Origin of the sequence: Flavobacterium fluviatile, from assembly GCF_010645065.1 — a bacterium.
In the GTDB taxonomy this organism is placed as follows: domain Bacteria; phylum Bacteroidota; class Bacteroidia; order Flavobacteriales; family Flavobacteriaceae; genus Flavobacterium; species Flavobacterium fluviatile.
The window spans coordinates 12,715-37,365 of the sequence record NZ_JAADZW010000023.1 but is presented as its reverse complement, the minus strand read 5'-3'; the positions used below and the strand labels follow the sequence as shown (position 1 = coordinate 37,365).

At 34.0% G+C, this 24,651-nt stretch carries 27 protein-coding genes; 14 read left to right on the top strand and 13 right to left on the bottom strand.

Translation table 11 applies throughout. The annotated features are described in order from the left end of the window. Position 1 precedes the first annotated feature (1 nt). The 3 genes from hisIE to GXM17_RS18075 all read left to right on the top strand — a co-directional run bounded on the left by hisIE (position 2) and on the right by GXM17_RS18075 (position 1,453). Positions 2-598: a bifunctional phosphoribosyl-AMP cyclohydrolase/phosphoribosyl-ATP diphosphatase HisIE gene (gene hisIE, locus GXM17_RS18085; RefSeq protein ID WP_163400905.1), complete on the top strand. Its 597-nt coding sequence runs from the start codon at positions 2-4 to the stop codon at positions 596-598. A 209-nt stretch (positions 599-807) separates the two neighbouring features. Further along, a complete protein-coding gene (locus GXM17_RS18080) occupies positions 808-1,107 on the top strand; it encodes a nucleotidyltransferase family protein (RefSeq protein ID WP_163400903.1) in 300 nt (99 codons plus the stop codon). Continuing rightward, on the top strand, positions 1,100-1,453 hold the full coding sequence (locus GXM17_RS18075) for a HepT-like ribonuclease domain-containing protein (protein WP_163400902.1): 354 nt from the start codon (positions 1,100-1,102) through the stop codon (positions 1,451-1,453). The genes GXM17_RS18080 and GXM17_RS18075 overlap by 8 nt, the downstream gene beginning before the upstream one ends. 62 nt (positions 1,454-1,515) lie before the next feature. On the opposite strand, the gene GXM17_RS18070 is transcribed toward GXM17_RS18075, so the two are convergent. From GXM17_RS18070 to GXM17_RS18040, 7 genes are all read right to left on the bottom strand, one after another. Continuing rightward, the gene (locus GXM17_RS18070; protein ID WP_163400900.1) at positions 1,516-2,448 is read right to left on the bottom strand and encodes a transglutaminase-like domain-containing protein; all 933 of its coding nucleotides are present in this window, start codon (positions 2,446-2,448) and stop codon (positions 1,516-1,518) included. Between the two features lie 21 nt (positions 2,449-2,469). Beyond that, on the bottom strand, positions 2,470-3,321 hold the full coding sequence (locus GXM17_RS18065; protein ID WP_163400898.1) for a substrate-binding domain-containing protein: 852 nt from the start codon (positions 3,319-3,321) through the stop codon (positions 2,470-2,472). A 111-nt stretch (positions 3,322-3,432) separates the two neighbouring features. Then, the gene (locus GXM17_RS18060) at positions 3,433-3,909 is read right to left on the bottom strand and encodes a DUF4265 domain-containing protein (RefSeq protein ID WP_163400896.1); all 477 of its coding nucleotides are present in this window, start codon (positions 3,907-3,909) and stop codon (positions 3,433-3,435) included. A 3-nt stretch (positions 3,910-3,912) separates the two neighbouring features. Continuing rightward, complete coding sequence (locus GXM17_RS18055) at positions 3,913-4,299, bottom strand: VOC family protein (RefSeq protein ID WP_163400894.1); 387 nt, start codon at positions 4,297-4,299, stop codon at positions 3,913-3,915. Between the two features lie 35 nt (positions 4,300-4,334). Next, entirely contained in the window at positions 4,335-5,204 is an 870-nt protein-coding gene (locus GXM17_RS18050) for a nucleoside phosphorylase (protein ID WP_163400893.1), read from the bottom strand. Positions 5,205-5,345: 141 nt separating this feature from the next. After that, entirely contained in the window at positions 5,346-5,678 is a 333-nt protein-coding gene (locus GXM17_RS18045; RefSeq protein ID WP_163400891.1) for a translation initiation factor, read from the bottom strand. Between the two features lie 94 nt (positions 5,679-5,772). Further along, a complete protein-coding gene (locus GXM17_RS18040; RefSeq protein ID WP_163400889.1) occupies positions 5,773-6,723 on the bottom strand; it encodes an isopenicillin N synthase family dioxygenase in 951 nt (316 codons plus the stop codon). A gap of 248 nt (positions 6,724-6,971) precedes the next feature. Here GXM17_RS18040 and GXM17_RS18035 point away from each other — a divergent pair, with 248 nt between their 5' ends. The 3 genes from GXM17_RS18035 to GXM17_RS18025 all read left to right on the top strand — a co-directional run bounded on the left by GXM17_RS18035 (position 6,972) and on the right by GXM17_RS18025 (position 11,930). Then, entirely contained in the window at positions 6,972-7,724 is a 753-nt protein-coding gene (locus tag GXM17_RS18035; protein WP_163400887.1) for a 4-hydroxy-tetrahydrodipicolinate reductase, read from the top strand. Positions 7,725-8,075: 351 nt separating this feature from the next. Beyond that, the gene (locus tag GXM17_RS18030; RefSeq protein ID WP_163400885.1) at positions 8,076-10,055 is read left to right on the top strand and encodes an alpha-ketoacid dehydrogenase subunit alpha/beta; all 1,980 of its coding nucleotides are present in this window, start codon (positions 8,076-8,078) and stop codon (positions 10,053-10,055) included. A gap of 333 nt (positions 10,056-10,388) precedes the next feature. After that, positions 10,389-11,930, top strand: a complete 1,542-nt coding sequence (locus tag GXM17_RS18025) for an arylsulfatase (RefSeq protein ID WP_163400883.1) — start codon at positions 10,389-10,391, stop codon at positions 11,928-11,930. A 157-nt stretch (positions 11,931-12,087) separates the two neighbouring features. Here GXM17_RS18025 and GXM17_RS18020 read toward each other — a convergent pair whose 3' ends face one another. After that, complete coding sequence (locus GXM17_RS18020; RefSeq protein ID WP_163400881.1) at positions 12,088-12,492, bottom strand: glyoxalase; 405 nt, start codon at positions 12,490-12,492, stop codon at positions 12,088-12,090. 250 nt (positions 12,493-12,742) lie between these two features. On the opposite strand from GXM17_RS18020, the gene GXM17_RS18015 reads away from it, so the two are divergent. Both GXM17_RS18015 and GXM17_RS18010 read left to right on the top strand, forming a co-directional pair. Then, entirely contained in the window at positions 12,743-13,129 is a 387-nt protein-coding gene (locus tag GXM17_RS18015) for an acyl-CoA thioesterase (RefSeq protein WP_163400879.1), read from the top strand. Positions 13,130-13,164: 35 nt separating this feature from the next. After that, entirely contained in the window at positions 13,165-13,590 is a 426-nt protein-coding gene (locus tag GXM17_RS18010; RefSeq protein ID WP_163400877.1) for a hypothetical protein, read from the top strand. Positions 13,591-13,627: 37 nt separating this feature from the next. Here the strand turns inward: GXM17_RS18010 and GXM17_RS18005 are convergent, their stop codons facing one another. Together GXM17_RS18005 and GXM17_RS18000 are read right to left on the bottom strand one after the other, a co-directional pair. Further along, positions 13,628-14,887 carry a mechanosensitive ion channel family protein gene (locus GXM17_RS18005; protein ID WP_163400876.1) on the bottom strand — a complete coding sequence of 420 codons (1,260 nt, stop codon included), beginning with the start codon at positions 14,885-14,887 and terminating at the stop codon, positions 13,628-13,630. Further along, positions 14,880-15,173, bottom strand: coding sequence for a DUF3817 domain-containing protein (locus tag GXM17_RS18000; protein WP_163400874.1), 294 nt, complete (start codon positions 15,171-15,173; stop codon positions 14,880-14,882). Before GXM17_RS18000 ends, GXM17_RS18005 begins: the two co-directional genes overlap by 8 nt. Positions 15,174-15,273: 100 nt before the next feature. On the opposite strand from GXM17_RS18000, the gene GXM17_RS17995 reads away from it, so the two are divergent. From GXM17_RS17995 to GXM17_RS17970, 6 genes are all read left to right on the top strand, one after another. Next, positions 15,274-15,807 carry a DUF6155 family protein gene (locus tag GXM17_RS17995; RefSeq protein WP_163400872.1) on the top strand — a complete coding sequence of 178 codons (534 nt, stop codon included), beginning with the start codon at positions 15,274-15,276 and terminating at the stop codon, positions 15,805-15,807. Positions 15,808-15,914: 107 nt separating this feature from the next. After that, complete coding sequence (locus GXM17_RS17990) at positions 15,915-17,453, top strand: DEAD/DEAH box helicase (protein ID WP_163400870.1); 1,539 nt, start codon at positions 15,915-15,917, stop codon at positions 17,451-17,453. A 206-nt stretch (positions 17,454-17,659) separates the two neighbouring features. Next, complete coding sequence (locus GXM17_RS17985; RefSeq protein WP_163400868.1) at positions 17,660-18,862, top strand: tetratricopeptide repeat protein; 1,203 nt, start codon at positions 17,660-17,662, stop codon at positions 18,860-18,862. A gap of 179 nt (positions 18,863-19,041) precedes the next feature. Further along, positions 19,042-20,088 (top strand): o-succinylbenzoate synthase, encoded by a 1,047-nt coding sequence (locus GXM17_RS17980; RefSeq protein ID WP_163400866.1) that lies wholly within the window; start codon positions 19,042-19,044, stop codon positions 20,086-20,088. A gap of 90 nt (positions 20,089-20,178) precedes the next feature. Further along, the gene (locus GXM17_RS17975; RefSeq protein WP_163400864.1) at positions 20,179-20,652 is read left to right on the top strand and encodes a CYTH domain-containing protein; all 474 of its coding nucleotides are present in this window, start codon (positions 20,179-20,181) and stop codon (positions 20,650-20,652) included. 7 nt (positions 20,653-20,659) lie between these two features. Beyond that, a complete protein-coding gene (locus GXM17_RS17970; protein WP_163400861.1) occupies positions 20,660-21,628 on the top strand; it encodes a YpdA family putative bacillithiol disulfide reductase in 969 nt (322 codons plus the stop codon). A 104-nt stretch (positions 21,629-21,732) separates the two neighbouring features. Here the strand turns inward: GXM17_RS17970 and GXM17_RS17965 are convergent, their stop codons facing one another. The 3 genes from GXM17_RS17965 to msrA are packed head-to-tail and all read right to left on the bottom strand — an operon-like array spanning position 21,733 to position 24,370. Next, positions 21,733-22,209, bottom strand: coding sequence for a hypothetical protein (locus tag GXM17_RS17965; protein ID WP_163400859.1), 477 nt, complete (start codon positions 22,207-22,209; stop codon positions 21,733-21,735). 52 nt (positions 22,210-22,261) lie between these two features. Beyond that, the gene (locus GXM17_RS17960) at positions 22,262-23,830 is read right to left on the bottom strand and encodes a protein adenylyltransferase SelO (RefSeq protein WP_163400857.1); all 1,569 of its coding nucleotides are present in this window, start codon (positions 23,828-23,830) and stop codon (positions 22,262-22,264) included. A gap of 6 nt (positions 23,831-23,836) precedes the next feature. Continuing rightward, positions 23,837-24,370, bottom strand: a complete 534-nt coding sequence (gene msrA, locus GXM17_RS17955; RefSeq protein WP_163400855.1) for a peptide-methionine (S)-S-oxide reductase MsrA — start codon at positions 24,368-24,370, stop codon at positions 23,837-23,839. Positions 24,371-24,651 lie beyond the last annotated feature (281 nt).

The window sequence follows — 24,651 nt, the reverse complement described above, 5'->3', positions numbered from 1 at the left end:
TATGGAAATAGATATCAAAAGCGCACACGGATTAATTCCGGCCATTATTCAGGATTCGGAAACTAAAAACGTCCTGATGCTGGGATATATGAATGAAGAATCGCTTCAAAAGACAATAGAGACTCAAAAAGTGACATTTTTCAGCAGATCCAAACAAAGACTTTGGACAAAGGGGGAAGAGAGTGGTAACTTTTTGAATCTGGTAAGCATTAAAAATGACTGCGATGGTGACACGCTTTTAATTCAGGCAAAACCTGTTGGACCAACATGTCATACCGGTGCAGATACCTGCTGGCAGGAACCTAATAGTGATAATTATGGTTTTATTTCCCAGTTAGAAAATACAATCAAAACCCGCAGGGAGAATGCTGATTCTGAGAAAAGTTATGTAGCATCGTTATTCGAAAAAGGAATTAACAAAATTGCTCAAAAAGTAGGTGAAGAAGCGGTAGAAGTAGTCATTGAAGCGAAAGACAATAATGATGACTTATTTCTGAGCGAAAGTGCCGATTTGCTTTTTCATTACCTGATTTTATTGCAGGCAAAAGGATATCAGCTAAACGATGTGATTGAAGTTTTGAAGAAACGTCAGAAGTAGTTTCTGTAATAAAGAAGCAAAGTCTGTCAGTATTTAGATTTTGAGATATTTTAGACAAACGCAATTACATTACAAAAGTATAAAGTTAAAAATAAGCTTGTAATAAATTGACTCATGGAGATTCGGTCACACACTCAATGTAGTAAAAGACTTCCGTTAATTATTTTGAAACCTATATAAAAAGATATTTTTTGCATAAATTTGTATTAATGGGAATAGATGACAGAAATATAGAAGATTTAAAAAGACTTTGTGCAATCTACAATGTGGAAAAAATGTATTTATTTGGCTCAACTGTGAATTCCAACTTTAATAAAGAAAGCGATATTGATTTACTCGTAAGATTCAAATCTATTGAATTGTCTAAGTATTTTGACAATTACATGGATTTCAAATATAATTTAGAAAAGTTATTTGGACGTGAAGTTGATTTAGTTGAAGAACAAACTTTAAGAAATCCAATTTTAATTAATTCAATAAACAAATCTAAAGAGCTAATTTATGGATGAAAGAATTCTTAAATGGCTTTATGATATTAAACTTTGTATCGATGAAATTGATAGCTTTTTCAAAGAAGAAGAAAAAGTTTTTTTCAGGTACAAAAATAATTTGATGCTCAAGAGAGCCGTTGAAAGGAATCTTGAAATAATTGGTGAAGCCGTAAACAGAATAATCACTCGTGACAATTCTTTTGAAGAGAGAATAAGTAATGCAAAAGCAATTATTGGATTAAGAAATCAAGTTATTCATGCTTACGATAATATTTCCGATGAGAATATTTGGTCAATACTTATAAACCATCTTCCAAAATTAAAAGACGAAGTTGATTATTTAATTATACAGAATGAAAAATAAGTCTTCAAAGTCAAAATGTTATTCACTCTTGGTTAATGAAAAATAGAAAGAAGTTCAATCTCCTAATTAAGCGTTAAAGCGCCTAAAATTTCTTCGTACATAAAAGGACCACCTGGATATTTGGCGGTGTAATCCAGATTCATCCAGACCTGACCGCGTTCATCGATATGATAGTGAATTATTTTCCCCTTACTTTCTTTCACAAAAAGCACATTTTTAATCAGATAATTGACTTTTTCCAGATCGATTAAAGATCCAATTAGTATTTCCGGGTAAATGTGCCCTTTGGTGTGAATTAATCTCGGTGTTCCTCCAATAGAACGAACTGCTGCAGCCATTAAAATTGAATGATCGTCGCAATCACCCGAAAAATATTGTAAGGATTCACTGGCTGTAGCTATATAATCGCCTTCTTTTGGGTCGTTAACGTAATTCCACTTTTCGTTGATTTCCTTAAACACAGCAAAACACTGAATAATTGTCCTGTAATCAGAATATCCTCTAATCTTCTTAAAATGCTTTGTGGTTGACATCACAGCAAAGTTTCGGACTTTTGGGTCCTGATATTCTATCGCATTGATGATTTTGGATTTATTAGGAAAAGGCAGCAATTTTGCTACAATAATATCCTGAGGAAAAGGATTGTCAGACATGGTGTAAATCATGGAATTATAATCTTCGGATATCTCAGTAAAACCATAATTTCCTATAACTGTTCCGTAAAATAAAACCAATAAGTAAAGGATAATACAAATGATGATAATGGTGCGCAACAACATCAGAAGAAAGAAGAGAACAATAAAAACGAGTATAAAAATAATTACCCTGTCTAAATTGAAAGACCATTTTAAGTCAATCAGGTTTTGATGCAGTATGATAAAAACCGGAATGGTAATCAAAAGACTTAATATCATAATAATAATCCTATCCCAGGGAGATTTAACCTGTAATTTGGATTTTAATTGTGGAAAGTCAATTTTTGGAAATTTTATCATAGCATTAAAAAGCAGTGTTTATTACATTGCTTTTACGGTTTCAACAAAAGTACTTTTTTTATCAATAATTCCCAGATCAAATAACTGATTTTGAATTTTAAGGAAGGCTTTTTCGGTTAAATTTTTCTGAGACCATTGTGTAAGTTTCAGCCACTCCTGGATATCTTCAGGCTTTTGATTAAAAATATCCGCTAATGTCTGAGCAATATCCGGAATTTGGGTAAAATCCTGCGTGGTGCTATTAATTATATCAAGGATTTTTTCAACGGTTTTAGCATTTTTTTTCAAAAATTCATCCCGAACCGCAATTACAAAAGACGGCCATGGAGTAGGGCAGTCGCCTACACGTCTGAAAATGCCTTTATCAACAAGAGGTTTTGTCATAAAACGTTCCCACATAAAGTAATCTGCAGTACCGTTTGTCAGGGCTTCAACGGCTCCGTCGATTGTATTGATAATTTCAAATTCTAAATTATCAGTTTTCCATCCCTGTTCATGTGCATTCACATACACCATTAACTGCGATCCTGAGCCTAATCGTGAAATAGCTGCTTTTTTATTTTCAAGGTCTTTCACCGTCTTAAAATCAGATTTTGCAGCTACATGGATACCCCATACTAAAGGGGACTGTACATAAATCTGGACAATTTTACTGGGATTACCGGCAACGATATCTTTTATGATTCCTTCGGTTAGTATCACAGCTATGTCTGTTTCGCCATCACGCAGCATCTGGCACATTTTGCCGGTACCTTCGGGAATATTTTTCCATTGTAAATCGATGTTCTCAGCTTCGAATTCGCCATTTTCGATACATAACTGCCATGGCAAATTGAAGTGTTCAGGAACACCAGCAATCTTTACTGTTTTCATTAGGTTAAAGTTTAAGTTAAGTTGTTTGGTATGTTTTTTAGGCTGTTTAGATTTTAGATTTGTTAATTATTAGATTTAAAAATAATCTCATTATCAAAATTGACACATTCTCTAATTCTTCAATAAATCCGTTCTGTGTTTTTCAGAAAGACAAGGTTCTGCAAATTCAATAATTTCCTGCATTTCATATTGGCTTAATAGATTTTGTACAATCGAATAATCCATATCTTTTAGAACTTCAACAGCAAATAAAGTTTCATTTAAACCTTCTGAAGCACAATTTAATGATTTCAATTCTTCCCTGATGATTTCTTTATCAAATCCTTTTTCTAAAATTACAACCTGAAGTATTGAGTTTCCAAAACTTTCTATCGTTTTTTTATAAACCAGAGCTTGTTCAGTCTCATCAAATTCGGCGTAAAAAATATCATCAGTGGCAATTAGAGGTCCAAAAAAAGGTATGTTATCTAATTTAAAAATTCCTTTTTCCAAATCAATAATCTCTGCCCACATTGTTTCTACAACTGTATCTTCCAGCAAATCGCTGTAGTATCTGAAAAGTATTTTTTTATGTGTTTCCTGTTCCATTATTTAATTCAATTTTTCTGCTTTTAAAGGAGATATTACGATGCGATAACCGTCAGGATCCTGAAACATTTTACCATTTTCATTCCAATACGGATTTTTTGCGGTTATCTGCGGAATATTATTCTCTAAAAGACTTTTCAGTAACGTATTGTATTTTTTAATTGTATCCGGGTAAAGTACAATTATATCGTCTTCATCAAATTTATTATTCGCTTTTGTTTGAGATTGTGTGAATTCAAAATGCCAGTCTAATTCAGGTTTTCCAATAAAAATACCATTGTAATTATTGTGATTTTGAAACCCTCCCAATGTTTCAAATCCCAGAATATTAACATAGAAATTTTCAATTGCTTTCAGATTATTTGTATGTCTTGCTACTCTTAAATGCATATATTATCTAATTTTCAAATTGACAAATTCTCTAATTAATGACCAGTCAGTTTGTTCAATGTATAGGCAATCAACTCATTAACAGCTTTATACGGATCTTCACTGAATGTACCCGAAGCACGATTAGCAATGATGGCATTCAATGATAAAGCATTATGTCCTAATAATGCTGAAAGTCCATAAATGGCAGCAGTTTCCATTTCTAAATTGGTAATTCGTTCACCATTAAAATTAAAATTATCCATTTTGTTATTTAAATCCTCGTCCTGGATATTCAAACGCAATACTCTTCCCTGAGGTCCGTAAAAGCCTCCGGCTGTAGCAGTAATTCCTTTGAATATTTCATCAGATTCTATAATTTTTTCCAGTTTTTCAGAACATACAATAGCGTAAGGTTTTCCTTTTCGGATATCCCAATTGGTGTGTGCTACATAAGCCTCTTCAATTGCTGCATTCGATACTTCATCAATCAGATAGGAGCGAAGCATATTGTCTAATCCTAATCCGAATTTAGACATCACAAAGCTATCAACAGGTATATCAGCGTGCAGTGAACCCGAAGTTCCAATTCGTATAATATTTAAAGACGTAAGTTTTTTTTTGGGAAGACGGGTTTCCAGATCAATATTAACCAAAGCATCTAATTCATTTAGGACAATATCGATATTGTCAGGTCCAATTCCGGTTGACATTACTGTGATTCTTTTGCCTTTATAAATTCCGGTCTGGGTTTTAAATTCTCTTTTTTGAGTCGAATATTCAATAGAATCAAAAAGCTGGGTAATTTTTTCAACTCTGTTTTGGTCGCCTACAAAAATTATATCGTGTGCAATATGTTCAGGACGAAGGTTTAAATGATAAACACTTCCGTCCGGGTTGAGTATTAATTCTGATGCTTTTATCATTTTTAAGGTACTAAGTTTTTTCTAAAATTCCAATTTTTTAAATTCTAAATTCCAATTGGTAAACTTAAACAAGAGTTTTTGTGATTTTTAGTTCGATCTCAATTTATTGGAATTTGGGATGTAATAATTGAGATTTAAATTTTAACCTCCAACTCTTTTTGTTTTAAAGCCTTTTTCTTTTAAAATAGCCATAATTTTATCACGGTAATCACCCTGAATGATAATAGAATCATCTTTGAAAGTTCCGCCAACACTCAATTTTGTCTTGATTTCTTTGGCCAGTATTTTAAAATCTTCATCAGATCCTTCGTAACCTTCGATTATGGTTGTAGCTTTTCCTTTTCGCTTTTCGAATTTGCAGATCATAGGTTCTTTCTGAACGTAAAGCACATGATCTTCTTTATGAACTTCTTCAGGTTCATTGGATTCTACGTGATCCGGGAATAAATTTTTTAACTGATCTTTAAAGTCCATTTTATTAAAATGATTTATAGTTTCTAAAAACTAAATTCCAAATTCCAATTGAATTGTTTGGAATTTGGAATTTAAAAAATTGAGATTTAAAAGTTTATTTTTTGATTAAACCTAAATCTACTAAACGTTCATGTAAAAACTCGCCAGCCGAAATATCGTCATATTTCTTAGGATTTTCTGGGTCAATACAGTTTTCGAGACAATCCAGACGCATATCGCTAACGGGATGCATAAAAAACGGAATAGAATAACGCGAAGTTCCCCATAATTCCCTTGGCGGATTTACAACCTGATGAATAGTAGATTTTAATTTATTGTTGGTATGCCTTGATAACATATCTCCAACATTAATCACTAATTCGTCATCAGCAGCAATGGCGTCAATCCATTCACCGTCATGATTTTGGACCTGAAGTCCTTTACCCTGGGCACCCATCAGAAGCGTAATCAGGTTAATATCACCATGAGCAGCTGCACGAATGGCGTTTTCAGGTTCAGTAGTAATAGGCGGGTAATGGATTGGTCTTAAAATAGAATTTCCTTCTTTGGCATATTCATCAAAATAAAATTCATCAAGACCAAGATGCAATGCAAGTGCCCTCAATACATAAACACCTGTTTTTTCAAGCATTTGATACGCCTCTTTTCCAACTTCATTAAAACGTGGTAATTCTTTAACTTCAACATTATCAGGATATTCAGAGACCCATTTGGAATCTTTGTCAACATACTGGCCAAAATGCCAGAATTCTTTTAAATCTCCCTCTTTACGACCTTTGGCATGTTCTTTTCCAAAAGAAACATATCCTCTTTGTCCGCCTATTCCGGGAATTTCATATTTATGCTTGGTTTCTACTGGCAAAGCGAAAAATTTTCTTATTTCACTATAAAGTTCGTTTACCAGTTTGTCATCCAAAAAATGACCTTTTAAGGCAACGAAGCCAATGTTTTCAAATGCACTGCCGATTTCATTTACAAATTTTTGTTTACGTTTCGGGTCGTCCGAAAGGAAATCACGTAAGTCTACACTAGGAATGTTTTGCATACTTTACATTTTTATTTTAAGAAAAAGGTTTCCAAACCTTCTGTAACAAAGGTAGAGAATATTTTAGTTTTGAATTTTAAAACTTATTATAAAATTGATAGTTTTGTACAATAATTTAACATTAAAACAAGAGTTAATAATTTGATTAAAATTTAATTTTAGGCTACTTTTTCTTTAAAAACATGTTAATAATTTTAAAAACATCCTCTTTATAAATTGAAAATTCTATTTTTATAAAAAAGAGCAATATGAAAATAGGACTAATCGGATTTGGAAAAACGGGGAAAGCAGTAGCATCGGTTTTATTGCAAAACAAAAATTTTTCTCTGAAATGGGTGGTAAAAAGAAGCCATATTTTAGAGAATCGCACTACTGCTGAATATCTGGGAATCGATTCTGATGAACCTGGAAAAATATATTCCAGTGAAACGACTCCAATTGCAGAACTTTTAGATACCCAGCCCGTTGATGCAATAATTGATTTTTCATCAGCCTCAGGGATTTATAATTATGGAGAAGAAGCAAGTATCAGAAAAGTAAAAATTATTTCTGCTATTTCGCATTATTCTACCAAAGAAAAAGAGTTTTTAATATCACTTTCAAAACTCACAACGGTATTTTGGAGCCCAAACATCACACTTGGTGTAAATTATTTGTTATTTGCTTCTAAATTTTTGAAGAGAATTGCTCCCTGGGTTGATATTGAAATTATTGAAGAACATTTTAAAGGAAAAGATGGTGTTTCAGGAACAGCGCTGAAGATTGCTGAAATACTGGATGTAGAGGAAAATGATATAAATTCGGTCAGAGCGGGCGGAATTGTAGGCAAACATGAAGTTGTTTTCGGGTTTCCTTTTCAGACTGTCAGGTTAATTCATGAAAGTATTTCCCGTGAAGCCTTTGGCAGCGGGGTTGTATTTGTAGCCGAAAATTTAAAAGATAAGCAGGAAGGTTTATATAATTTTGAAGATATTTTGTCTCCTTATTTTGTTACTCAATAAATTTGCTAAAAAATACTTAATATAATCCGTTTGATGTAATTTATTTAAAACGTCAATTCGATTTTTGTGTAAAGAAAAAGAACTAAACTGCTCATACACTCCGCACGCAAATGACATGTACCGGGAAGCGTTTTAATTCTAATTTCTTGTTCCCGAGACAATTTTATATCGAAAATTAACCCAAACTGACGACAATTAAAATCCCAAAACTATTATTACCCAACTGGGTTATTATAATTTGCATTTCTGTTTTAGTTGAACTTCCAATTTATTTTTTGAATGTATTTATTCGTTTCAGGTTATTTGCGTTGTTATATTTTAATATATTTGAAATGCTAAAACCCAAACAAAATGATCTTTTACAGACAAGACCTGACCGACAATCAATTATTAGATTTGTATAAAAAATTACTGAAGCCCCGGTTAATCGAAGAAAAAATGCTCATCCTGATCAGACAGGGAAAAGTATCCAAATGGTTTTCAGGAATTGGGCAGGAAGCAATTGCCGTTGGTGTTACAGCTGTATTGGATGAGTCGGAATATGTTTTGCCAATGCATAGAAATCTTGGGGTTTTTACCTCAAGGGATATTCCTCTGCACAGATTGTTTTCACAATGGCAGGGAAAAGCAAATGGTTTTACAAAAGGCAGGGACCGAAGTTTTCATTTTGGAACCCAGGAATATAAAATTATAGGAATGATTTCGCATCTGGGACCGCAACTGGGAATTGCAGACGGAATCGCTTTGGCCAATAAACTTCAGAATAATAAAAAAATTACAGCCGTTTTTACCGGAGAAGGAGCTACCAGTGAAGGCGACTTTCATGAAGCTTTAAACATAGCAGCAGTCTGGAAATTGCCTGTGATGTTTATCATTGAAAATAATGGTTATGGGCTCTCTACTCCGACAAAGGAACAGTATTTATGCGAAAATCTTGCAGATAAAGGAATTGGATATGGTATGGAAAGCCATATTATTGATGGGAATAATATTTTGGAAGTTTACAATAAGCTTTCAGAATTGAAAGAGGAAATGCAGGAAAATCCACGGCCTGTTTTGTTGGAATTTAAGACTTTCAGAATGCGTGGTCATGAAGAGGCAAGCGGTATCAAGTATGTTCCGCAGGAATTAAGGGATGAATGGAGTGCCAAAGATCCGGTTGCAAATTATCAAAAATTCCTCACAGAAACCGGAGTTCTGACAGCAGAATTAGATGAACAGTTTCACAACGAGATCAAACAGGAAATCGAGGATAATTTAAACGTAGCAAATGCAGAACCGGAAATTATTCCGACATATCAAGGAGAATTGGCAGATGTTTATAAGCCTTATGAGTTTGAGGAGTTTATTGCAGCAGATTCACCAAGTGAAAATATTCGTTTTATTGATGCCATACGAAATGGTTTAAATGAATCAATGCAGCGTCATCGAAACCTTGTAATCATGGGGCAGGACATTGCAGAGTATGGAGGTGCATTTAAGATTACAGACGGTTTTGTTGAGTTTTATGGTAAAGACCGTGTCAGAAATACGCCTATTTGTGAGAGTGCTGTCGTATCAGCAGCTATGGGTTTGTCAATAAATGGTTATAAAGCGATTGTAGAAATGCAGTTTGCCGATTTTGTTTCAACAGGTTTTAATCCGGTTGTAAATTTACTGGCAAAAACACATTACCGTTGGGGCGAAAAAGCTGATGTTGTAGTCAGAATGCCTTGTGGAGGCGGAACTCAGGCAGGACCTTTTCATTCGCAGACCAATGAAGCATGGTTTACCAAAACGCCGGGATTAAAAGTGGTTTACCCTGCATTTCCGTATGATGCAAAAGGATTACTGAATACAGCTATAAACGACCCGAATCCGGTTTTGTTTTTTGAGCATAAGCTTTTATACAGAAATATTTATCAGGATGTCCCAAAGGATTATTATACAATACCGTTTGGTAAAGCGGCACTCATTAAAGAGGGGAAAAAGATAACCATTATTGCTTTTGGTGCAACGGTACACTGGGCATTGGAAACCTTAGAGAAAAATCCGGATATTGAAGCTGATTTAATTGATTTAAGAACGTTGCAGCCTTTAGATACCGAAACAATTTTTGCATCGGTAAAAAAAACCGGGAAAGTAATTATTTATCAGGAAGACACTCTGTTTGGCGGAGTTGCCAGCGATATCTCAGCATTGATTATGGAGCAGTGTTTTGAATTTCTTGACGGACCTGTAAAAAGGGTTGCGAGTCTGGACTCTCCGATTCCGTTTAATAAAGCGCTGGAAGATCAGTTTTTGCCTAAAAATCGTTTTGAAGAAGCTTTATTTGAATTGCTAAAATATTAAATTCAATTTGATATATTTTGCGATGAAGATTTCTATAGCTAAAACAGCCTTTGCTGTAAAAATGAATTATGGTTATTCGTTGACATTGCAATAACTACTCATTTTCTAATATAACTTATAAGACTCTATTGGGATTTTTTATATTTTTTTGCTGTTTTATGCTTTGTGTTGTTTAAAAAGAGGTTTCAGATTATAATCTGAAACCTCTTTTTTAAAGCATAATTATTCAATTCTTTTAAATTTATAAGATGTTAATTAAAGGTTTTTTTACAAATATTTAAATGCCTTAATTTTTATAAAAGATTAGTAAGTAAAACATTAAAATCTTAAAAAATGAAAAAAGTAAGTATTACATTGCTGTTATTATTCTTCTTTATTTCTATCTCTGTTTCAGCCCAAAAAAAACCAAACATTTTAGTAATTTGGGGAGACGACATAGGTACATGGAACACCAGTTTTTGGAGCCGGGGTATGATGGGGTATCAAACGCCAAACATTGATCAAATTGCCAAAGATGGTGTCGCTTTTACTGATTACTACGGCCAACAAAGTTGTACTGCTGGTCGTGCGGCATTCATTGGCGGAAATGTTCCGGTACGAACAGGAATGACTAAAGTAGGTTTGCCAGGAGCCAAAGAAGGCTGGCAAAAAACTGATGTAACTATGGCGACTGTACTTAAGTCACAAGGTTATGCTACCGGACAGTTTGGTAAAAATCATCAAGGAGACCTGGATGAACATCTTCCAACTCAACATGGTTTTGACGAATTTTTTGGAAATTTATACCATTTAAATGCCGAAGAAGAACCAGAAAATGAAGATTATCCTGGAGATATGGTTTTAGCTAGCGGTAAGACTTTTAGAGATCAATATGGTCCTCGGGGTGTAATTCACTCTTATGCTGGAGGAAAAATTGAGGATACAGGACCATTAACTAAAAAAAGAATGGAAACTGTTGATGAAGAAACATTAGCGGCAACCAAAGAATTTATAAAAAAACAAAAAAGTGCCGACAAACCATTTTTTGTCTGGTACAATTCAACCCGCATGCACTTTCATACTCATGTTAAAAAGGAGCACCGTCACAAAGGGAATGATGAATATACCGATGGTATGATTGAGCATGATAACATGGTAGGGGATATATTAAAATTTCTTAAAGATAATGGCTTAGAAGAAAATACAATTGTGATGTATTCAACTGACAATGCTCCTCACTTTAATACTTGGCCTGATGGAGGTACAGTACCTTTTAGAAGTGAGAAAAACTCAAACTGGGAAGGGGCTTACCGTGTACCTTGTTATGTAAAATGGCCGGGCAAAATCCCTGCAGGCACGGTATTGAACGGTATTGTAGCTCACGAAGATTGGTTACCAACATTTGCAGCGATTGCGGGAGCTCCAGATATTAAAGAAAAATTATTAAAAGGTGTTTCTCTTAATGGGCGTTCATATAAAAATTATATCGATGGTTACAATCAATTAGATTATATTACTGGAAAAACAAAAGAGTCTCCGCGTCATGAATTTTGGTATGTAAATGATGACGGACAAGTTGTAGCTGCGCGATATGATGACTGGAAAGCTGTTTTTCTTGAAAATAGAGGTAAGGCATTTGAAGTATGGCGTGAACCTTTTACTGAATTAAGAGTTCCGTTGTTGTTCCATTTGAGAAGAGATCCTTTTGAAAAAGCACAACATAATGCCAACGCTTATAACAACTGGTTCCTGGATCGTGCATTTATACTGGTACCTATACAACAGTTAGCAGGCAAGTTTTTACAAACTATGAAAGATTATCCACCTAGCCAAACTCCAGGTTCTTTCAACTTAACAAAAATTGAAGAGCAGCTTAAAAGGGGTGGCGGAAATTAAATGAGTCACTAAACTAAAAAAATACTATAAATATTTAAGCTGAGTTGATAAACTTTTTAAACAAAGATAAAGGATTTATTAATTGATTTTAAATAACAAAAAACCTGAAAAATCATGATTTTTCAGGTTTTTTGTTATTACATAAATTTTAAAAAATTTAATTTCTGGTCTGAACTTCAAATAACTGCACCTGATTTTTCAATCTGTCAATCAGTAAATTCATCATTCGTTTATTCAGGTCAGAAGAATTCTTAATATAAGTTTCATATTCTTCAACAGTAAACAATGCCATGACAATCCCTTTCAAAGAATTTCTGAATTTGATATCTTTTTGAATAGAATTTTCAATAGTCTGGAGTTTCTTTTCGACAGAATACGAATAAAAATCAGCTTTGTTTTTATTGACATAATTAATAAAAACAGCAATAAATAAATCATTCTGAAGTTTCAAAATAGGCCTAATGGTTTGATTTTGAAATATTTCATCAGCTGATGATTGAGCGCTTACTGTTCCTAAAGTTTCGCCTCTGAATTCTCTTAAAAAAGTGTCTCTGTCGCTCATGGTTTTTATTTAAAGTTATAAAAATATCTTTTATAAAAATAACTTCCCGGATTTAGTTACTGACAAATACAGCAAATAATAATTCGTAATTTAAATATTTAGTTGAATTAATTTTTTGAGTTTTAGAAATGATTTTTTTGAAATAATTCAGCAGCAAATTTTCGAAATATTGAAATCGTAAGAATTAATAAAAAAACATAATCCGACTATCAGAGTAAAAAACTATTTTTACCCCGTATAAAATAAAAATATGAGATTCCATACCAGAAAATGGGTTAAACCCGAAGATTTAAATCCGAACGGAACTTTATTCGGCGGACAGTTATTAGCCTGGATTGACGAAGAACTTGCTTTGTACTCCATTGTTCAATTAGAAAATCCGAAAGTAGTGACCAAGCACATGTCTGAAATCAATTTTAAAAGCTCTGCCAGACAAGGTGATATTGTAGAAATTGGAATTGATGTGGTGAAATTTGGAACAACTTCCCTCGTTCTTAAATGTGCCGTAAGAAATATGATGACGCGCGAAATCATAATCACGATTGACAATACTACTATGGTGAACTTAGGGGAAGACGGAAAACCAAAACCGCACGGAAAAACCCAAATCGAATTTGTAAAAGACCGTTTGATGTAATAAATTCTTGTAGGATGAAACCGATATATTTTAAAATGCCTAAAAAAATAATTCTGGTTTCTTTACTAGTCGTTTTTCAGATGTCCTGCAATTCTAAAGAACAAAAAGATAAATATAATGAGGTTATCTATCGGGCAGTAAACAATAAGGATACTGCGATTTTAGCCGTCCAGATAAGTGATAAACGTTTTTACGGGCGTTATGAAAGATCGTATTACAGAAATGGTAAAGATTCAGGAGATGTAAGGGGAGATATAAAAGGAGATACTTTAAGAGGTGACTTTCATTACATTTCCAGCGGCGGAGGCTGGAAAAGGGTTCCGATTGCTTTATTAAAGGAAGAAAATAAACTGTTTTTAGGAAATGGCGTAATAGGAACTTACATGAATCTTCCGTGTTTTTTGCCGGGAACTCTTAGTTATAAAGACTCTGAGTTTGTTTTTGAAGAAGTAAAGAAATAAATTTTAGTTTCAGGTTCCAAGTCTCTGAAACTAAAATTTACTTATCGAAATTTCCGATACTTGAAGGCAATTCGAATATTTCCAAATCAAAATAACCTACAGAAGCCATAACATGATCAAAAATATCGGACATGATATATTCGTAATTTGCCCAGCGCTTATCACTCGAAAAGACATAAATTTCCAATGGAACTCCATGTGCGGTCGATTGTAACTGACGACAGATGATATGCATGTCTTTATTTAGGCTTGGGGTATTTACCAGATATTGAATAATGTATTTTCGAAACAACCCTAAATTGGTCATATTTCGCCCATTAATTGCCAGACTTTTATCTATGCCCCTTAAGTCATTGTATTTTTCAATTTCAGCTTGTCGGGATTCGATGTAAGAAGTTATCAGCTGTATTTTTTTCATCTGATTTAAATCATCATCGTTCAAAAAACGAATACTGCTGCTTTTGATTAAAACATGTCTTTTGATACGTCTGCCCTCAGAATTCTGCATGCCTCGCCAGTTCTGAAACGAGTCTGAACTTAAGGCATACGTGGGTATTGTCGTAATGGTATTATCAAAATTCCGGACTTTTACCGTGGTCAGGTTAATTTCGATCACATCACCATCAGCACCAAATTTATCCATAGTTATCCAGTCGCCAATACGTACCATATCGTTGATAGCCACTTGTACACTGGATACAAAGCCTAAAATAGTATCCCTGAAAATAAGTATAATGATTGCTGAAAGTGTCCCTAAGATTGTTAAGAGTTCACCTCTTTTTATACCGAATATGGTAGATACTATCAATGCAATACCAAAAATCCAGAGCACTATCATAATAACCTGAACGAAGCTGTCAATTGGCTTATCACTGTATTCTGGTTTGTTTTTTAAATAATCGCGTAAAGCATTGAAAATGGTCCTGATAATCCATAAACTAATCAGAACAATATAAACACCAACTATTTTTCCGAACATCAGTTCCCAGTATTCATATTTTTCTAAAATGATGGGAACTGCCTTGTAAATAAAGAAAAACGGAATTAAATAGGCTGTATATTTTGTAGTTTTGTTGTTAATCAGATAATCGTCAAATTTGGTCTTTGTACGCTGCGCAAAAACAGCTGTCAGTGTTACCAGAACAAACCTGGCTAAGTAATAGATAGCATAAGCCAATGCCAGCATGATCGCAATATTAAACATCAGGCTGGTATAAGATGCAAAACTGCGGCTCATGCCACAATCTCTGAAAAGTGGATATAAAAAGTTGAATGTTTTATCCAAAAGCTTATGCATTAGCAGAGTTGCCTAAATATTTTTTTTCTACATAAAAAGTTCCAAACGGAATAAGAGAAGCAATCAAAACTATTCCTAATGTTTTCATGTCCCAGTTTAGTGGTTTCTTTAATAAAATAGCCAAAATAACGTATGCAATAAATAAAACTCCATGACCCATTCCAAAAGGTCTTACAATGGTATGATAAAGTTCTGGATTGTTATTTTTTAAAATAAGCATGTTGGCAATTAAAACCAAAAACGAAATTCCTTCTAAAATGGCGGTAACTTTAAAAATCTTAAGCATATCTTTTTTTTTAAATTATAGCTTGCAAAATTAAGTATTATACCTGGTTATTGAAGTATGTACTAAAAGTAATTTACTTTTGTATTCTTAAACTTTGAGTATGAGTAAGCGTGATTTAAAAAAATATCTGGCAGAGCTAAATAAAGAACAGCTCGAAGAACAAATTATTGAGCTATACGATAAATTTAGTCCTGTAAAGGTCTTTTATGATTTTGTTTTTAATCCTAAAGAAGACAAGCTTTTGCAGGAAAGCAAGACGAAGATTTCGCATGAATATTTTCCTGTAAAGAAGCCCGGTGCAAAATGGCGCCCAAAAGCAAAGATGCGCCGTTCTGTGGCTCAGAAAATTATCAAACATTTCATTGTATTAGGAGTTGATTCATTTGTTATTGCAGATATCATGCTCTATAATATAGAAATAGCACAAACCTATTCGGCAGGTAATTTTATAAAGCAGGAATTGTTTTATAAAAGTATGCTGAATTCTTTTGAACAGGCAGTAAATTTTATAATATCGAATGGTATTTTGAATGAATTTAAAGAAAGAATTATTGCTGTACAGCATGAAACTCTGCAACAAAAGTGGAAAAATAAATACGAATTTGAAGCAATTTTAGACAAAATAGAAGTATAAATGCATTTCTCATAAAAAATCTTATTTAAAAAAATATTTATTTTAGAGGAAAATAAGATTGAAAAACTGTTTTTTAAGTGTATTTTTGCAAAAATCCAAAAATTACAATGTCCCAAAATACTTTAGAAATAGAAAGAGAAGACAGAAAAGAACTTTATGCATACCAAAAAGGCGATATTGACGCTATTTTTGACCGTTTAGATAACGCTCCTCCTCAGCATCATTTATTATATCAGTTGCCTACAGGAGGTGGAAAAACAGTGATTTTTTCAGAAATTGTGCGTCGTTATTTAGCAAATAATGATAAAAAAGTGGTGGTTCTGACACACCGTATTGAACTTTGTAAGCAGACTTCTAAAATGCTGAAAGGTTTTGGCGTTTCCAATAAAATCATCAATAGTAAAGTAAAAGAGCTGCCGGATCAAAATGATTATTCATGTTTTGTGGCAATGGTTGAGACTTTAAAAAACCGTATTAACGATGAGAAATTACATCTTGATAATATTGGTTTGGTAATTATTGATGAAGCGCATTACAATTCATTTAGAAAATTATTGAACTCATTCAAAAAAGCTTTTATTCTTGGAGTAACCGCAACACCATTAAGCTCTAATATAAAATTACCAATGCATCAGAGTTATGATGAGCTTATTGTAGGGGATACCATTAGTTCGTTAATCGATAAAGGATTTCTTGCCAGGGCTACAACTTACAGTTATGATGTGGGTTTAACCTCTTTAAAGGTAGGTATCAACGGAGATTATACGGTAAAATCTTCAGATGATTTATATACGAATACCTTGATGCAGGAAAAATTGCTGCATGCTTATACTGAACGTTCTTTAGGAAAAAAGACTTTAATTTTTAATAACGGAATCCATACTTCATTATACGTATATGATACTTTTAGAGAAGCAGGTTACGATATAAGGCATCTTGACAATACAAGCAGTTCAGAAGAACGTAAAGAAATTTTGGCGTGGTTCAAAAAAACACCGGATGCTATCTTAACCTCTGTCGGAATCTTAACTACCGGCTTTGATGAGCCAACTGTTGAGACTATTATTTTGAACAGAGCAACAAAATCCCTGACATTATATTACCAGATGATTGGGCGTGGATCCCGAAAGTTGCCTGGTAAAGATGAGTTTACTGTTATTGATTTAGGTAACAACGCAGCCCGTTTTGGTTTGTGGAGCGAACCGGTTAACTGGCAGCACATTTTTAAATCACCGGAATTCTATCTGGAAAACCTGCGTGATGATACCGAAATCGAAATGTTTTTTAAATACAGTATGCCGCCTGAATTGCGTTCCAAATTCAGCAAAACAGCCGATGTTACTTTTGATGTCGATGAAGAACATAAATTAGCGATCAAGCAAAATTTACGTTCAAAAATTGTATTAGATAAATCGCTGGACCAGCATGCTGCAATGTGTGTAGACAATACAGAAACATTGCAGGAAGCAAAAGCACTGGCTAAAGAACTTGATGATGATATCGAATGCCGAATCAAACGTTATGCAAAATGTCTGAGCCAGTGCAGTAAAAACTACCGCGAATGGCTCGTTGATGATTACAAGAAAAACATGACGTTATTGATTGGTAAAAAGTATCGCGAGAAAATCATGAACGAACCGGACTGATAATCTTTAGTTTCAGGTTTCAGGTTGACAAAGTCAAGCTGAGCGGAAACATATTAAACTTTGGCATTGAAATTGTTTTTTGACATTGCAATTGATATTGAAAATTTTTAGAAGCAATTTCCTGCTGTCCACTGTATCTTTTGTGGCGAACCCCGCCACAAAAGGATGCCGTTCCCATCAGGGCTATAACGTGTAATCCATAAAAGATGAATTTGAAGAGAATATTTATTTTGTTTTTATTAAGTTCTTTTTATAATGCTTTTGCGCAAAAAGACGGATATTGGGACAAGGAGCGTGCTACAACAAAAGAAATAATCGTTTCTGCAGGCGACAGGATAACTGTTAAAACTGAGGATTTGCCTGTTGGTACAACCGAAATCGTTTACCGAATCACACTTTTAGACGAAAACCAGCAAATGGCAAACAGCCTGGTGAATGTATTAAAAGCGATACCAGATCCTTACGGAATAGGGCAGGGCTCAGCGGGAGCTGTATTTTTGATGTCTAAAATTTCAGGCGACGACAAATGCACCTACGGAATTTTTACTTCTGATGCAAATGCAAAAAAATACATTGATAACGGAAAAGTAAACGATGCCTGTTATGCCCAGACACAACCTCTAAGCAAAGATGCCAAGCGCTTATCAATTGATAAATCTTCTTGCTTAAATGCTAATACGACTACAATCTGGTTTGGTTTCGAAAGCAAAAACTGGCTGCTGAAACAAAAGATAGTTTTAGAAGTAGTACCCTGGGTTGATGCGAAATTAAACCGTGGCTGGAACGTTGATAATAAAAATGAGATTGTTAGTCTGTGCAAAACCTCTACAATGGCACAAAAAATGGCTAACTCTGACGATTTTTGTGTATGTATTCTGGAGAAAATCATGAAACAATACCGCTACACTGAATTTCAAAAACTGCTTGCCATAGAAAAAACTAAGGTTTATAAAGATTTTGGGAATACCTGCTATAATGATGCTTCTATTTCTAAAAATGTTTATAATGATTTGCGTACTCAGGCAAATACTTTAATTAAACTTCAAAAATTTAACGAAGCAATCCAGAAGCTAAATACAATTATAGCAGCAGGAAAAGCAACAGCCCTGGACTACAGTTCTATTGGGTACAGTTATATTTTGACCAAACAATATGCAAAAGCTATAAAGTTTTTAAAAGAAGGCGAAAAACTGGACGATACAGAATTATTGGTGAAACTTAATTTAGCTCATGCTTATCTTGTAAGTGATGATTTCAGTCAGGCAAAACCGATTTATAAAAAATACCAGTCGCAAAACGTAACTGACAGCCTGAGCTGGATAGACAAAACCAAACAGGATTTTGCTCTTTTTCAGAAAGCAGGATTGCCTTCATCAGACTTTGAAAGGGTTTTGAAATTGTATAACTAAAAATATTTTCACCATACAAGTGATAAAGTTCATTTAAGTGTGAATGGTTTATAGTTGTCATTAAATTTAATTAAAATTAATTGTCGCGCTGAGCGGAGTCGAAGCCCTTTTTATAAATTTACTCAAAGGGAAACTTATATTTTCTTATAATCACTTATATGGTTTAAAAAAGCACACGCATGAAAGCTACTTACCAAAAATACATGCTCGAATTTAAACGTCCATCCGGAACGTCCAGGGGAATTATGACCGAAAAAGAAACCTGGTTTATAATTCTCGAAGAAAATGGTAAAAAAGGAATAGGCGAGTGTGGTATCTTAAGAGGTTTGAGTGCTGACGACAGAGAAGATTATGAGGAAAAATTAAACTGGGCTTGCCAGAACATTCACTTAGGCGAAAAAGCACTTTGGGAAAAATTACCTGAATTTCCCTCAATTCAGTTCGGAATCGAGATGGCTTTTTTGTCTCTTAAAAGTAAAAATCCGTATCATTTATTTCCTTCAGATTTTACGAATAATTCGAAATCTATTGTGATAAATGGTCTGGTCTGGATGGGAGAAGAAGCTTTCATGAAAGAACAGATTGAAGATAAACTGGCGCAGGGATTTACCTGTATAAAACTGAAGATCGGCGCTATAGATTTTCAAAAAGAACTCGAGTTATTACGTTTTATACGTACTCATTTTTCAGCTAAGCAGATAGAAATCAGGGTAGATGCTAATGGCGCTTTTTCTTCAAACGAGGCTTTAGATAGATTAAAACAATTGTCTGGTTTTGAATTACATAGTATTGAGCAGCCTATTCAAAAAAACAACACTGACAGTATGGCAGAGTTGTGTAAAACCACTCCGTTTCCCATAGCTTTGGATGAAGAGTTGATTGGAGTGTTTTCGTATAAAGAAAAGGAAGCACTTTTGCAAAAAATAAAGCCGCAATATATCATTTTGAAGCCAAGTTTTGTAGGTGGTTTCAGAGGAACCCAGGAATGGATTGGATTAGCTGATAAATACAATATCGGCTGGTGGATTACTTCTGCACTGGAAAGCAACATTGGGTTAAATGCAATTGCACAATGGACATTTCTGCTGAATTCTCAGATGCCTCAGGGATTAGGAACAGGCGCACTTTACACCAATAATATTGATTGCCCATTGGAAGTTTTGAACGGACAGTTATGGTACAGCAAAACTAAAAACTGGGATACTTCATTTTTAGAAAAATTATAAAGGCTTGCTTTTTGTATTCTCAAAATCCGAATACACATTCAGTTTAGCACTAAATTAAGTAACTTGCATAAAATTTAATTAGCAGAACTAATGATTGAGACTGAAAGAAAGTTTCTTGTAAAATCAAATGCTTTCAAGGCACAGGCTTTCGCCCAAAATAAAATCGCTCAGGGCTACCTGAGTTCAATTCCTGAAAGAACGGTACGTATCAGAATTAAAGGTGAAAGAGGGTTTCTGACAATCAAGGGAATAAGCCAGCAGGGCGGAATGTCCCGTTTTGAATGGGAGAATGAGATTCCGCTTGATGAAGCGCAGGAATTACTTAAATTATGTGAGAAGGGTAAGATTGAAAAAACACGTTTTGAAATTCTATCCGGCAAACATATTTTTGAAGTGGATGAATTTTATGGAGAAAATGAAGGTTTGGTCATGGCGGAAATCGAACTTGAATCTGAAACAGAATCTTTTGAAAAACCGGACTGGCTGGGTGATGAGGTTACAAATGATGAACGCTACTACAATGCCTATTTGAGTAAAAATCCTTTTAAAGACTGGAAAAAATAACAATTTTATGACACATCCGTACGATCTGATTATTGTGGGAGGAGGTCCGATTGGGCTGGCGTGTGCAATAGAAGCGCAAAAGAAAAACCTGAATTATCTGATTATTGAAAAAGGGGCAATTGTAAACAGTATTTTCAATTATCCTTTGTATATGACATTTTTTTCTACAGCCGAAAGACTTGAAATAGGCAATATTCCGTTTAATTGTCTCGCACCTAAACCGGGTCGTCAGGAGGCTTTGGAATACTACCGGAACATTCATCGTTATTTTAATTTCAATATTAATTTATTCGAAAAAGTTACTGAAGTTCAGAAACTCGAAAATCAGCTTTTTAAAATCACTACAGATAAAAAACTTTATGAAGCCCAAAATGTAATTATCGCAACAGGATTTTATGATATTCCGATCGAAATGAATGTCAAAGGCGAAAAGCTGCCTAAAGTTCGTCATTATTATAAAGAAGCCCATGAATATGCTTTTAGGGATGTCTTGGTTGTGGGCGCAAATAATTCTTCTGTGGATGCAGCTTTGGAATGCTGGAGAAAAGGAGCGAATATAACGATGGTTATTCGTAAAAACGAAATCAATAATCGGGTAAAATACTGGGTAAAACCGGATATTGAAAACCGAATTGCCGAAGGCAGTATAAAAGCGTATTTTGAATCGAATATTACTGAAATTCGGGAGGATGAAGTAGAAATTGAAACTCCGGATGGCAAAGTAACTATCAAAAATGATTTTGTTCTGGCTTTAACAGGCTATAAACCTGATTTGTCTTTCCTTGAAAAAATGGGTATTGAATTGTCTGACGACGAATTGAAAATACCATCTTACAATGATGAAACGATGGAAACGAACGTAAAAGGATTATTTTTAGCAGGTGTGGTTTGCGGGGGAATGCAGACTCACAAATGGTTTATTGAAAACTCCCGTGTTCATGCGAATATGATTGTGGATTATATTACATCGAAATAAATAAAAGTGTCACATTGAGCGGAGTAGAAATGCTTTAGAGATAAAAGGTTCTCGAATGTGCTCAATGTGTATAGGTTAAAAAATTGGTTGTTGGGAGTTGTGTATTATTCATTTATTTCGAATATTTCAATGAATTTTTGTTCCAATTTTTTTCTTTTCCTTTTTATATCCCATCGTGAAAAGAATATTATAAACACGATGAATGAATTAAAAATTATATTTATTTCATTTGGTACGTTTTTTAAATTAAAGAAGTAAAAGCAATTAAAACCAATCAGAGCAATGAATGGAAAGTATTTTATCCAAGTAATTCCTATTCTGCTCATAGGTTCAATTATGTAATTTAGTTTTAGTTTGTTGTCAATGTTTTGATATTTACCCTTTAAGATATAAAAGCCTGAAGTGAAATTATAATTTATTGTGAGTCGAAAAGTTGAATCGTCAAATATTCCATAAAAAATTTTTGAATTTAGATAAAAGAGAGAGAATATTCCAAGTGATAATTGTATATCAGGTCTGCCAATTTTTGTATTTTCTTTTAATCTATTCCTAAATTCAGCTATATTAAGTTTTGAATTCATTAAAATTGCTTTAATTTTTGTTAATCCTTTTTCTCTTTTATATTGCTATAAACTAAGAACTACACGAAAGCATAGAACAGCCAACTTTAGATCTTGCCCAGTCTGGTCTCTTTGCAAACCATTTTTCGTATTCGGGCTGTTCGTCATAAGGTTTTTTCAGTAATTCATATAATTCTTCAATTAGCGAATAATCTTCATTATCAGCTGAATCAATTGCTAACTGCGCCATGTAGTTTCTCAATACATATTTTGGATTGACAGAATTTTGAAGTGCAATTCTTTCTTCTTCTGAAGTGTTTTCAAGATTCAGACGCTTCAAATAATCGGTAAACCATAATAACCAGTTTTCTTCAATCGCCTCTTTGATTTCTTCCGGTTTGTAAAAAGCATCTTTAATCGCTTTTAAGGCTTTTTCTGCAGAATCGCCTTTTCGGATTCTATTCAGATTGCGATAAAAAATAGTCATATCCGTTTCCGATAATTGCAGATTTGAATCCAGATAAGCAATAAATTCGTCATCATTTTCTGCTGGAGTAATGATCCCCAATTTTTCTAAAATCATTTTTTTATAATCAGTATCAAAATCGGTCATAAACGATTCTAATATTTTTTCCAAAGGCTCTGCTTCGTTTATTAAAGGATACAATGAATTGGCCAGTTGAAACAAATTCCATTGGGCAACCTGAGGCTGGTTCCCGAAACGGTATCTTCTGTTTTGGCTATCCGTTGTATTAGGTGTCCAGTTAGGGTCGTAATTTTCCAGCCATCCGTAAGGTCCGTAATCAATCGTGATTCCGTGAACTGACATATTATCGGTATTCATCACGCCATGAACAAAACCTACGCGCTGCCAGTGTAAAATCATTTCTCGCGTTTTATCGGCAACGGTTTTAAAAAACTGTAAATATTGCTCTTTTGGCTCACCCTTAATTTCAGGGAAATAATGTCTGATGTTGTATTCTACGAATTGTTTCAGGTTTTTAAGTTCATTTCTCGCAGCAAGCATTTCAAAACTTCCAAAACGGATAAATGATGGTGCTACACGGCATACAATAGCGCCTTTTTCGTAAGCAGGATTTCCATTGTATAATATATCACGAAGTACCTGATCGCCTGATAAAATCAAAGAAAGTGACCGCGTGGTGGGAACACGCAGATAATGCATCGCTTCAGCACATAAATATTCACGAATGGAAGAACGCAGAACAGCCAGTCCATCTGCAGTTCTTGAATAAGGAGTTTTTCCTGCCCCTTTTAACTGTAAAGTGTAAAACTGATTATTGTGTTCAACTTCGGTTAAATTGATTGCACGGCCATCTCCTAATTGTCCTGCCCAGTTACCAAACTGATGTCCTGCGTAACACATGGCATACGGATGTGTCTGCGGCAGAATTTCTTTTCCCGAAAAAACATTTAAAAACTCTTCGGACTGGATTTCATCTGCTGAAATCCCGACTAATTCAGCTACTTCTTCTGAAGCATGAATTAGTTTAGGATTGGATGGTTTTGTTGGATAAACATACGAAAAAAGCGCCTTTGAAACCTGACGGATTTCATTGGTTTCATCAGGGTCAGCCGGTAATTCGGCAGTAAAACGATTATTTATTTTTAAGCTCTTCATGAAATATTATTCAATTAATTTGTCAGCGTACATTTTTTTTAATTTGTACACTTTTGGGTCAATTACCATACGGCAATAACCTGCTTCAGGATTATCATTGTAATAATTTTGATGATCTTCTTCGGCTTCGTAAAATACCTGAAAAGGTTTTAGCTGTGTTACAATTGGGCTTGCATAAACCGGTTTTAATTCTTCAAAAACCTTTTCTACAATTTCTTTTTGCGTTTCATCATGATATAAAATAATAGAACGGTATTGAGTTCCGCTGTCTGCGCCTTGTCGGTTTAAGGTTGTAGGATCATGGCTGGTCATAAAAATGGTAATCAGGTCATGATATGATATGACATCAGGATTAAAAATAACCTGTACCACTTCAGCATGACCGGTTCGTCCGGTGCAAACTTCTCTGTAAGCAGGATTTTTTATTTGTCCGTCAGAATATCCGGACTTTATGGTTTCTACACCTTTTAAACGTTGAATTACGGCTTCTATGCACCAGAAACAGCCGCCACCAAAGGTTGCAATTGATTGATTTTTCATATTTTATGATTTTGACTTCTAAAATTTGAATTAAATTATGGCTTTATCAAATTTAAAACTAATTATACGGATTCCGGTCACCAGAAAAGTTAATTGAATTATAAATAAAAGCTGAATAAGGCACGATGTATAAATTTCAAAAGCTTCTAATGATTTTTTCTGTGTTATATTCTTGTTAATGAGTGATATATAGTTATATTTACTGTAAGAATGATTTTCTGAAAATAACCATTAAACTCAATCCCATTTGTCTTATTTTAAAAATAAATATCGCAAAATAG

Excerpts from the sequence above, each read along its gene's own strand:
- GXM17_RS18055 (WP_163400894.1), bottom strand. The coding sequence starts at position 4,299 with ATGCATTTAAGAGTAGCAAGACATACAAATAATCTGAAAGCAATTGAA.
- GXM17_RS18005 (WP_163400876.1), bottom strand. The coding sequence starts at position 14,887 with ATGCATAAGCTTTTGGATAAAACATTCAACTTTTTATATCCACTTTTC.
- GXM17_RS18015 (WP_163400879.1), top strand. The coding sequence starts at position 12,743 with ATGAGATTCCATACCAGAAAATGGGTTAAACCCGAAGATTTAAATCCG.
- GXM17_RS18030 (WP_163400885.1), top strand. The coding sequence starts at position 8,076 with ATGATCTTTTACAGACAAGACCTGACCGACAATCAATTATTAGATTTG.
- msrA (WP_163400855.1), bottom strand. The coding sequence starts at position 24,370 with ATGAAAAATCAATCAATTGCAACCTTTGGTGGCGGCTGTTTCTGGTGC.
- GXM17_RS18025 (WP_163400883.1), top strand. The coding sequence starts at position 10,389 with ATGAAAAAAGTAAGTATTACATTGCTGTTATTATTCTTCTTTATTTCT.
- GXM17_RS18035 (WP_163400887.1), top strand. The coding sequence starts at position 6,972 with ATGAAAATAGGACTAATCGGATTTGGAAAAACGGGGAAAGCAGTAGCA.
- GXM17_RS18060 (WP_163400896.1), bottom strand. The coding sequence starts at position 3,909 with ATGGAACAGGAAACACATAAAAAAATACTTTTCAGATACTACAGCGAT.
- GXM17_RS18075 (WP_163400902.1), top strand. The coding sequence starts at position 1,100 with ATGGATGAAAGAATTCTTAAATGGCTTTATGATATTAAACTTTGTATC.
- GXM17_RS18010 (WP_163400877.1), top strand. The coding sequence starts at position 13,165 with ATGCCTAAAAAAATAATTCTGGTTTCTTTACTAGTCGTTTTTCAGATG.
- GXM17_RS17965 (WP_163400859.1), bottom strand. The coding sequence starts at position 22,209 with ATGAATTCAAAACTTAATATAGCTGAATTTAGGAATAGATTAAAAGAA.
- GXM17_RS17960 (WP_163400857.1), bottom strand. The coding sequence starts at position 23,830 with ATGAAGAGCTTAAAAATAAATAATCGTTTTACTGCCGAATTACCGGCT.
- GXM17_RS18020 (WP_163400881.1), bottom strand. The coding sequence starts at position 12,492 with ATGAGCGACAGAGACACTTTTTTAAGAGAATTCAGAGGCGAAACTTTA.
- GXM17_RS17975 (WP_163400864.1), top strand. The coding sequence starts at position 20,179 with ATGATTGAGACTGAAAGAAAGTTTCTTGTAAAATCAAATGCTTTCAAG.
- GXM17_RS18040 (WP_163400889.1), bottom strand. The coding sequence starts at position 6,723 with ATGCAAAACATTCCTAGTGTAGACTTACGTGATTTCCTTTCGGACGAC.
- GXM17_RS18070 (WP_163400900.1), bottom strand. The coding sequence starts at position 2,448 with ATGATAAAATTTCCAAAAATTGACTTTCCACAATTAAAATCCAAATTA.
- GXM17_RS18000 (WP_163400874.1), bottom strand. The coding sequence starts at position 15,173 with ATGCTTAAGATTTTTAAAGTTACCGCCATTTTAGAAGGAATTTCGTTT.
- GXM17_RS17990 (WP_163400870.1), top strand. The coding sequence starts at position 15,915 with ATGTCCCAAAATACTTTAGAAATAGAAAGAGAAGACAGAAAAGAACTT.
- GXM17_RS17995 (WP_163400872.1), top strand. The coding sequence starts at position 15,274 with ATGAGTAAGCGTGATTTAAAAAAATATCTGGCAGAGCTAAATAAAGAA.
- GXM17_RS18080 (WP_163400903.1), top strand. The coding sequence starts at position 808 with ATGGGAATAGATGACAGAAATATAGAAGATTTAAAAAGACTTTGTGCA.
- GXM17_RS17980 (WP_163400866.1), top strand. The coding sequence starts at position 19,042 with ATGAAAGCTACTTACCAAAAATACATGCTCGAATTTAAACGTCCATCC.
- GXM17_RS18065 (WP_163400898.1), bottom strand. The coding sequence starts at position 3,321 with ATGAAAACAGTAAAGATTGCTGGTGTTCCTGAACACTTCAATTTGCCA.
- hisIE (WP_163400905.1), top strand. The coding sequence starts at position 2 with ATGGAAATAGATATCAAAAGCGCACACGGATTAATTCCGGCCATTATT.
- GXM17_RS18045 (WP_163400891.1), bottom strand. The coding sequence starts at position 5,678 with ATGGACTTTAAAGATCAGTTAAAAAATTTATTCCCGGATCACGTAGAA.
- GXM17_RS17985 (WP_163400868.1), top strand. The coding sequence starts at position 17,660 with ATGAATTTGAAGAGAATATTTATTTTGTTTTTATTAAGTTCTTTTTAT.
- GXM17_RS18050 (WP_163400893.1), bottom strand. The coding sequence starts at position 5,204 with ATGATAAAAGCATCAGAATTAATACTCAACCCGGACGGAAGTGTTTAT.
- GXM17_RS17970 (WP_163400861.1), top strand. The coding sequence starts at position 20,660 with ATGACACATCCGTACGATCTGATTATTGTGGGAGGAGGTCCGATTGGG.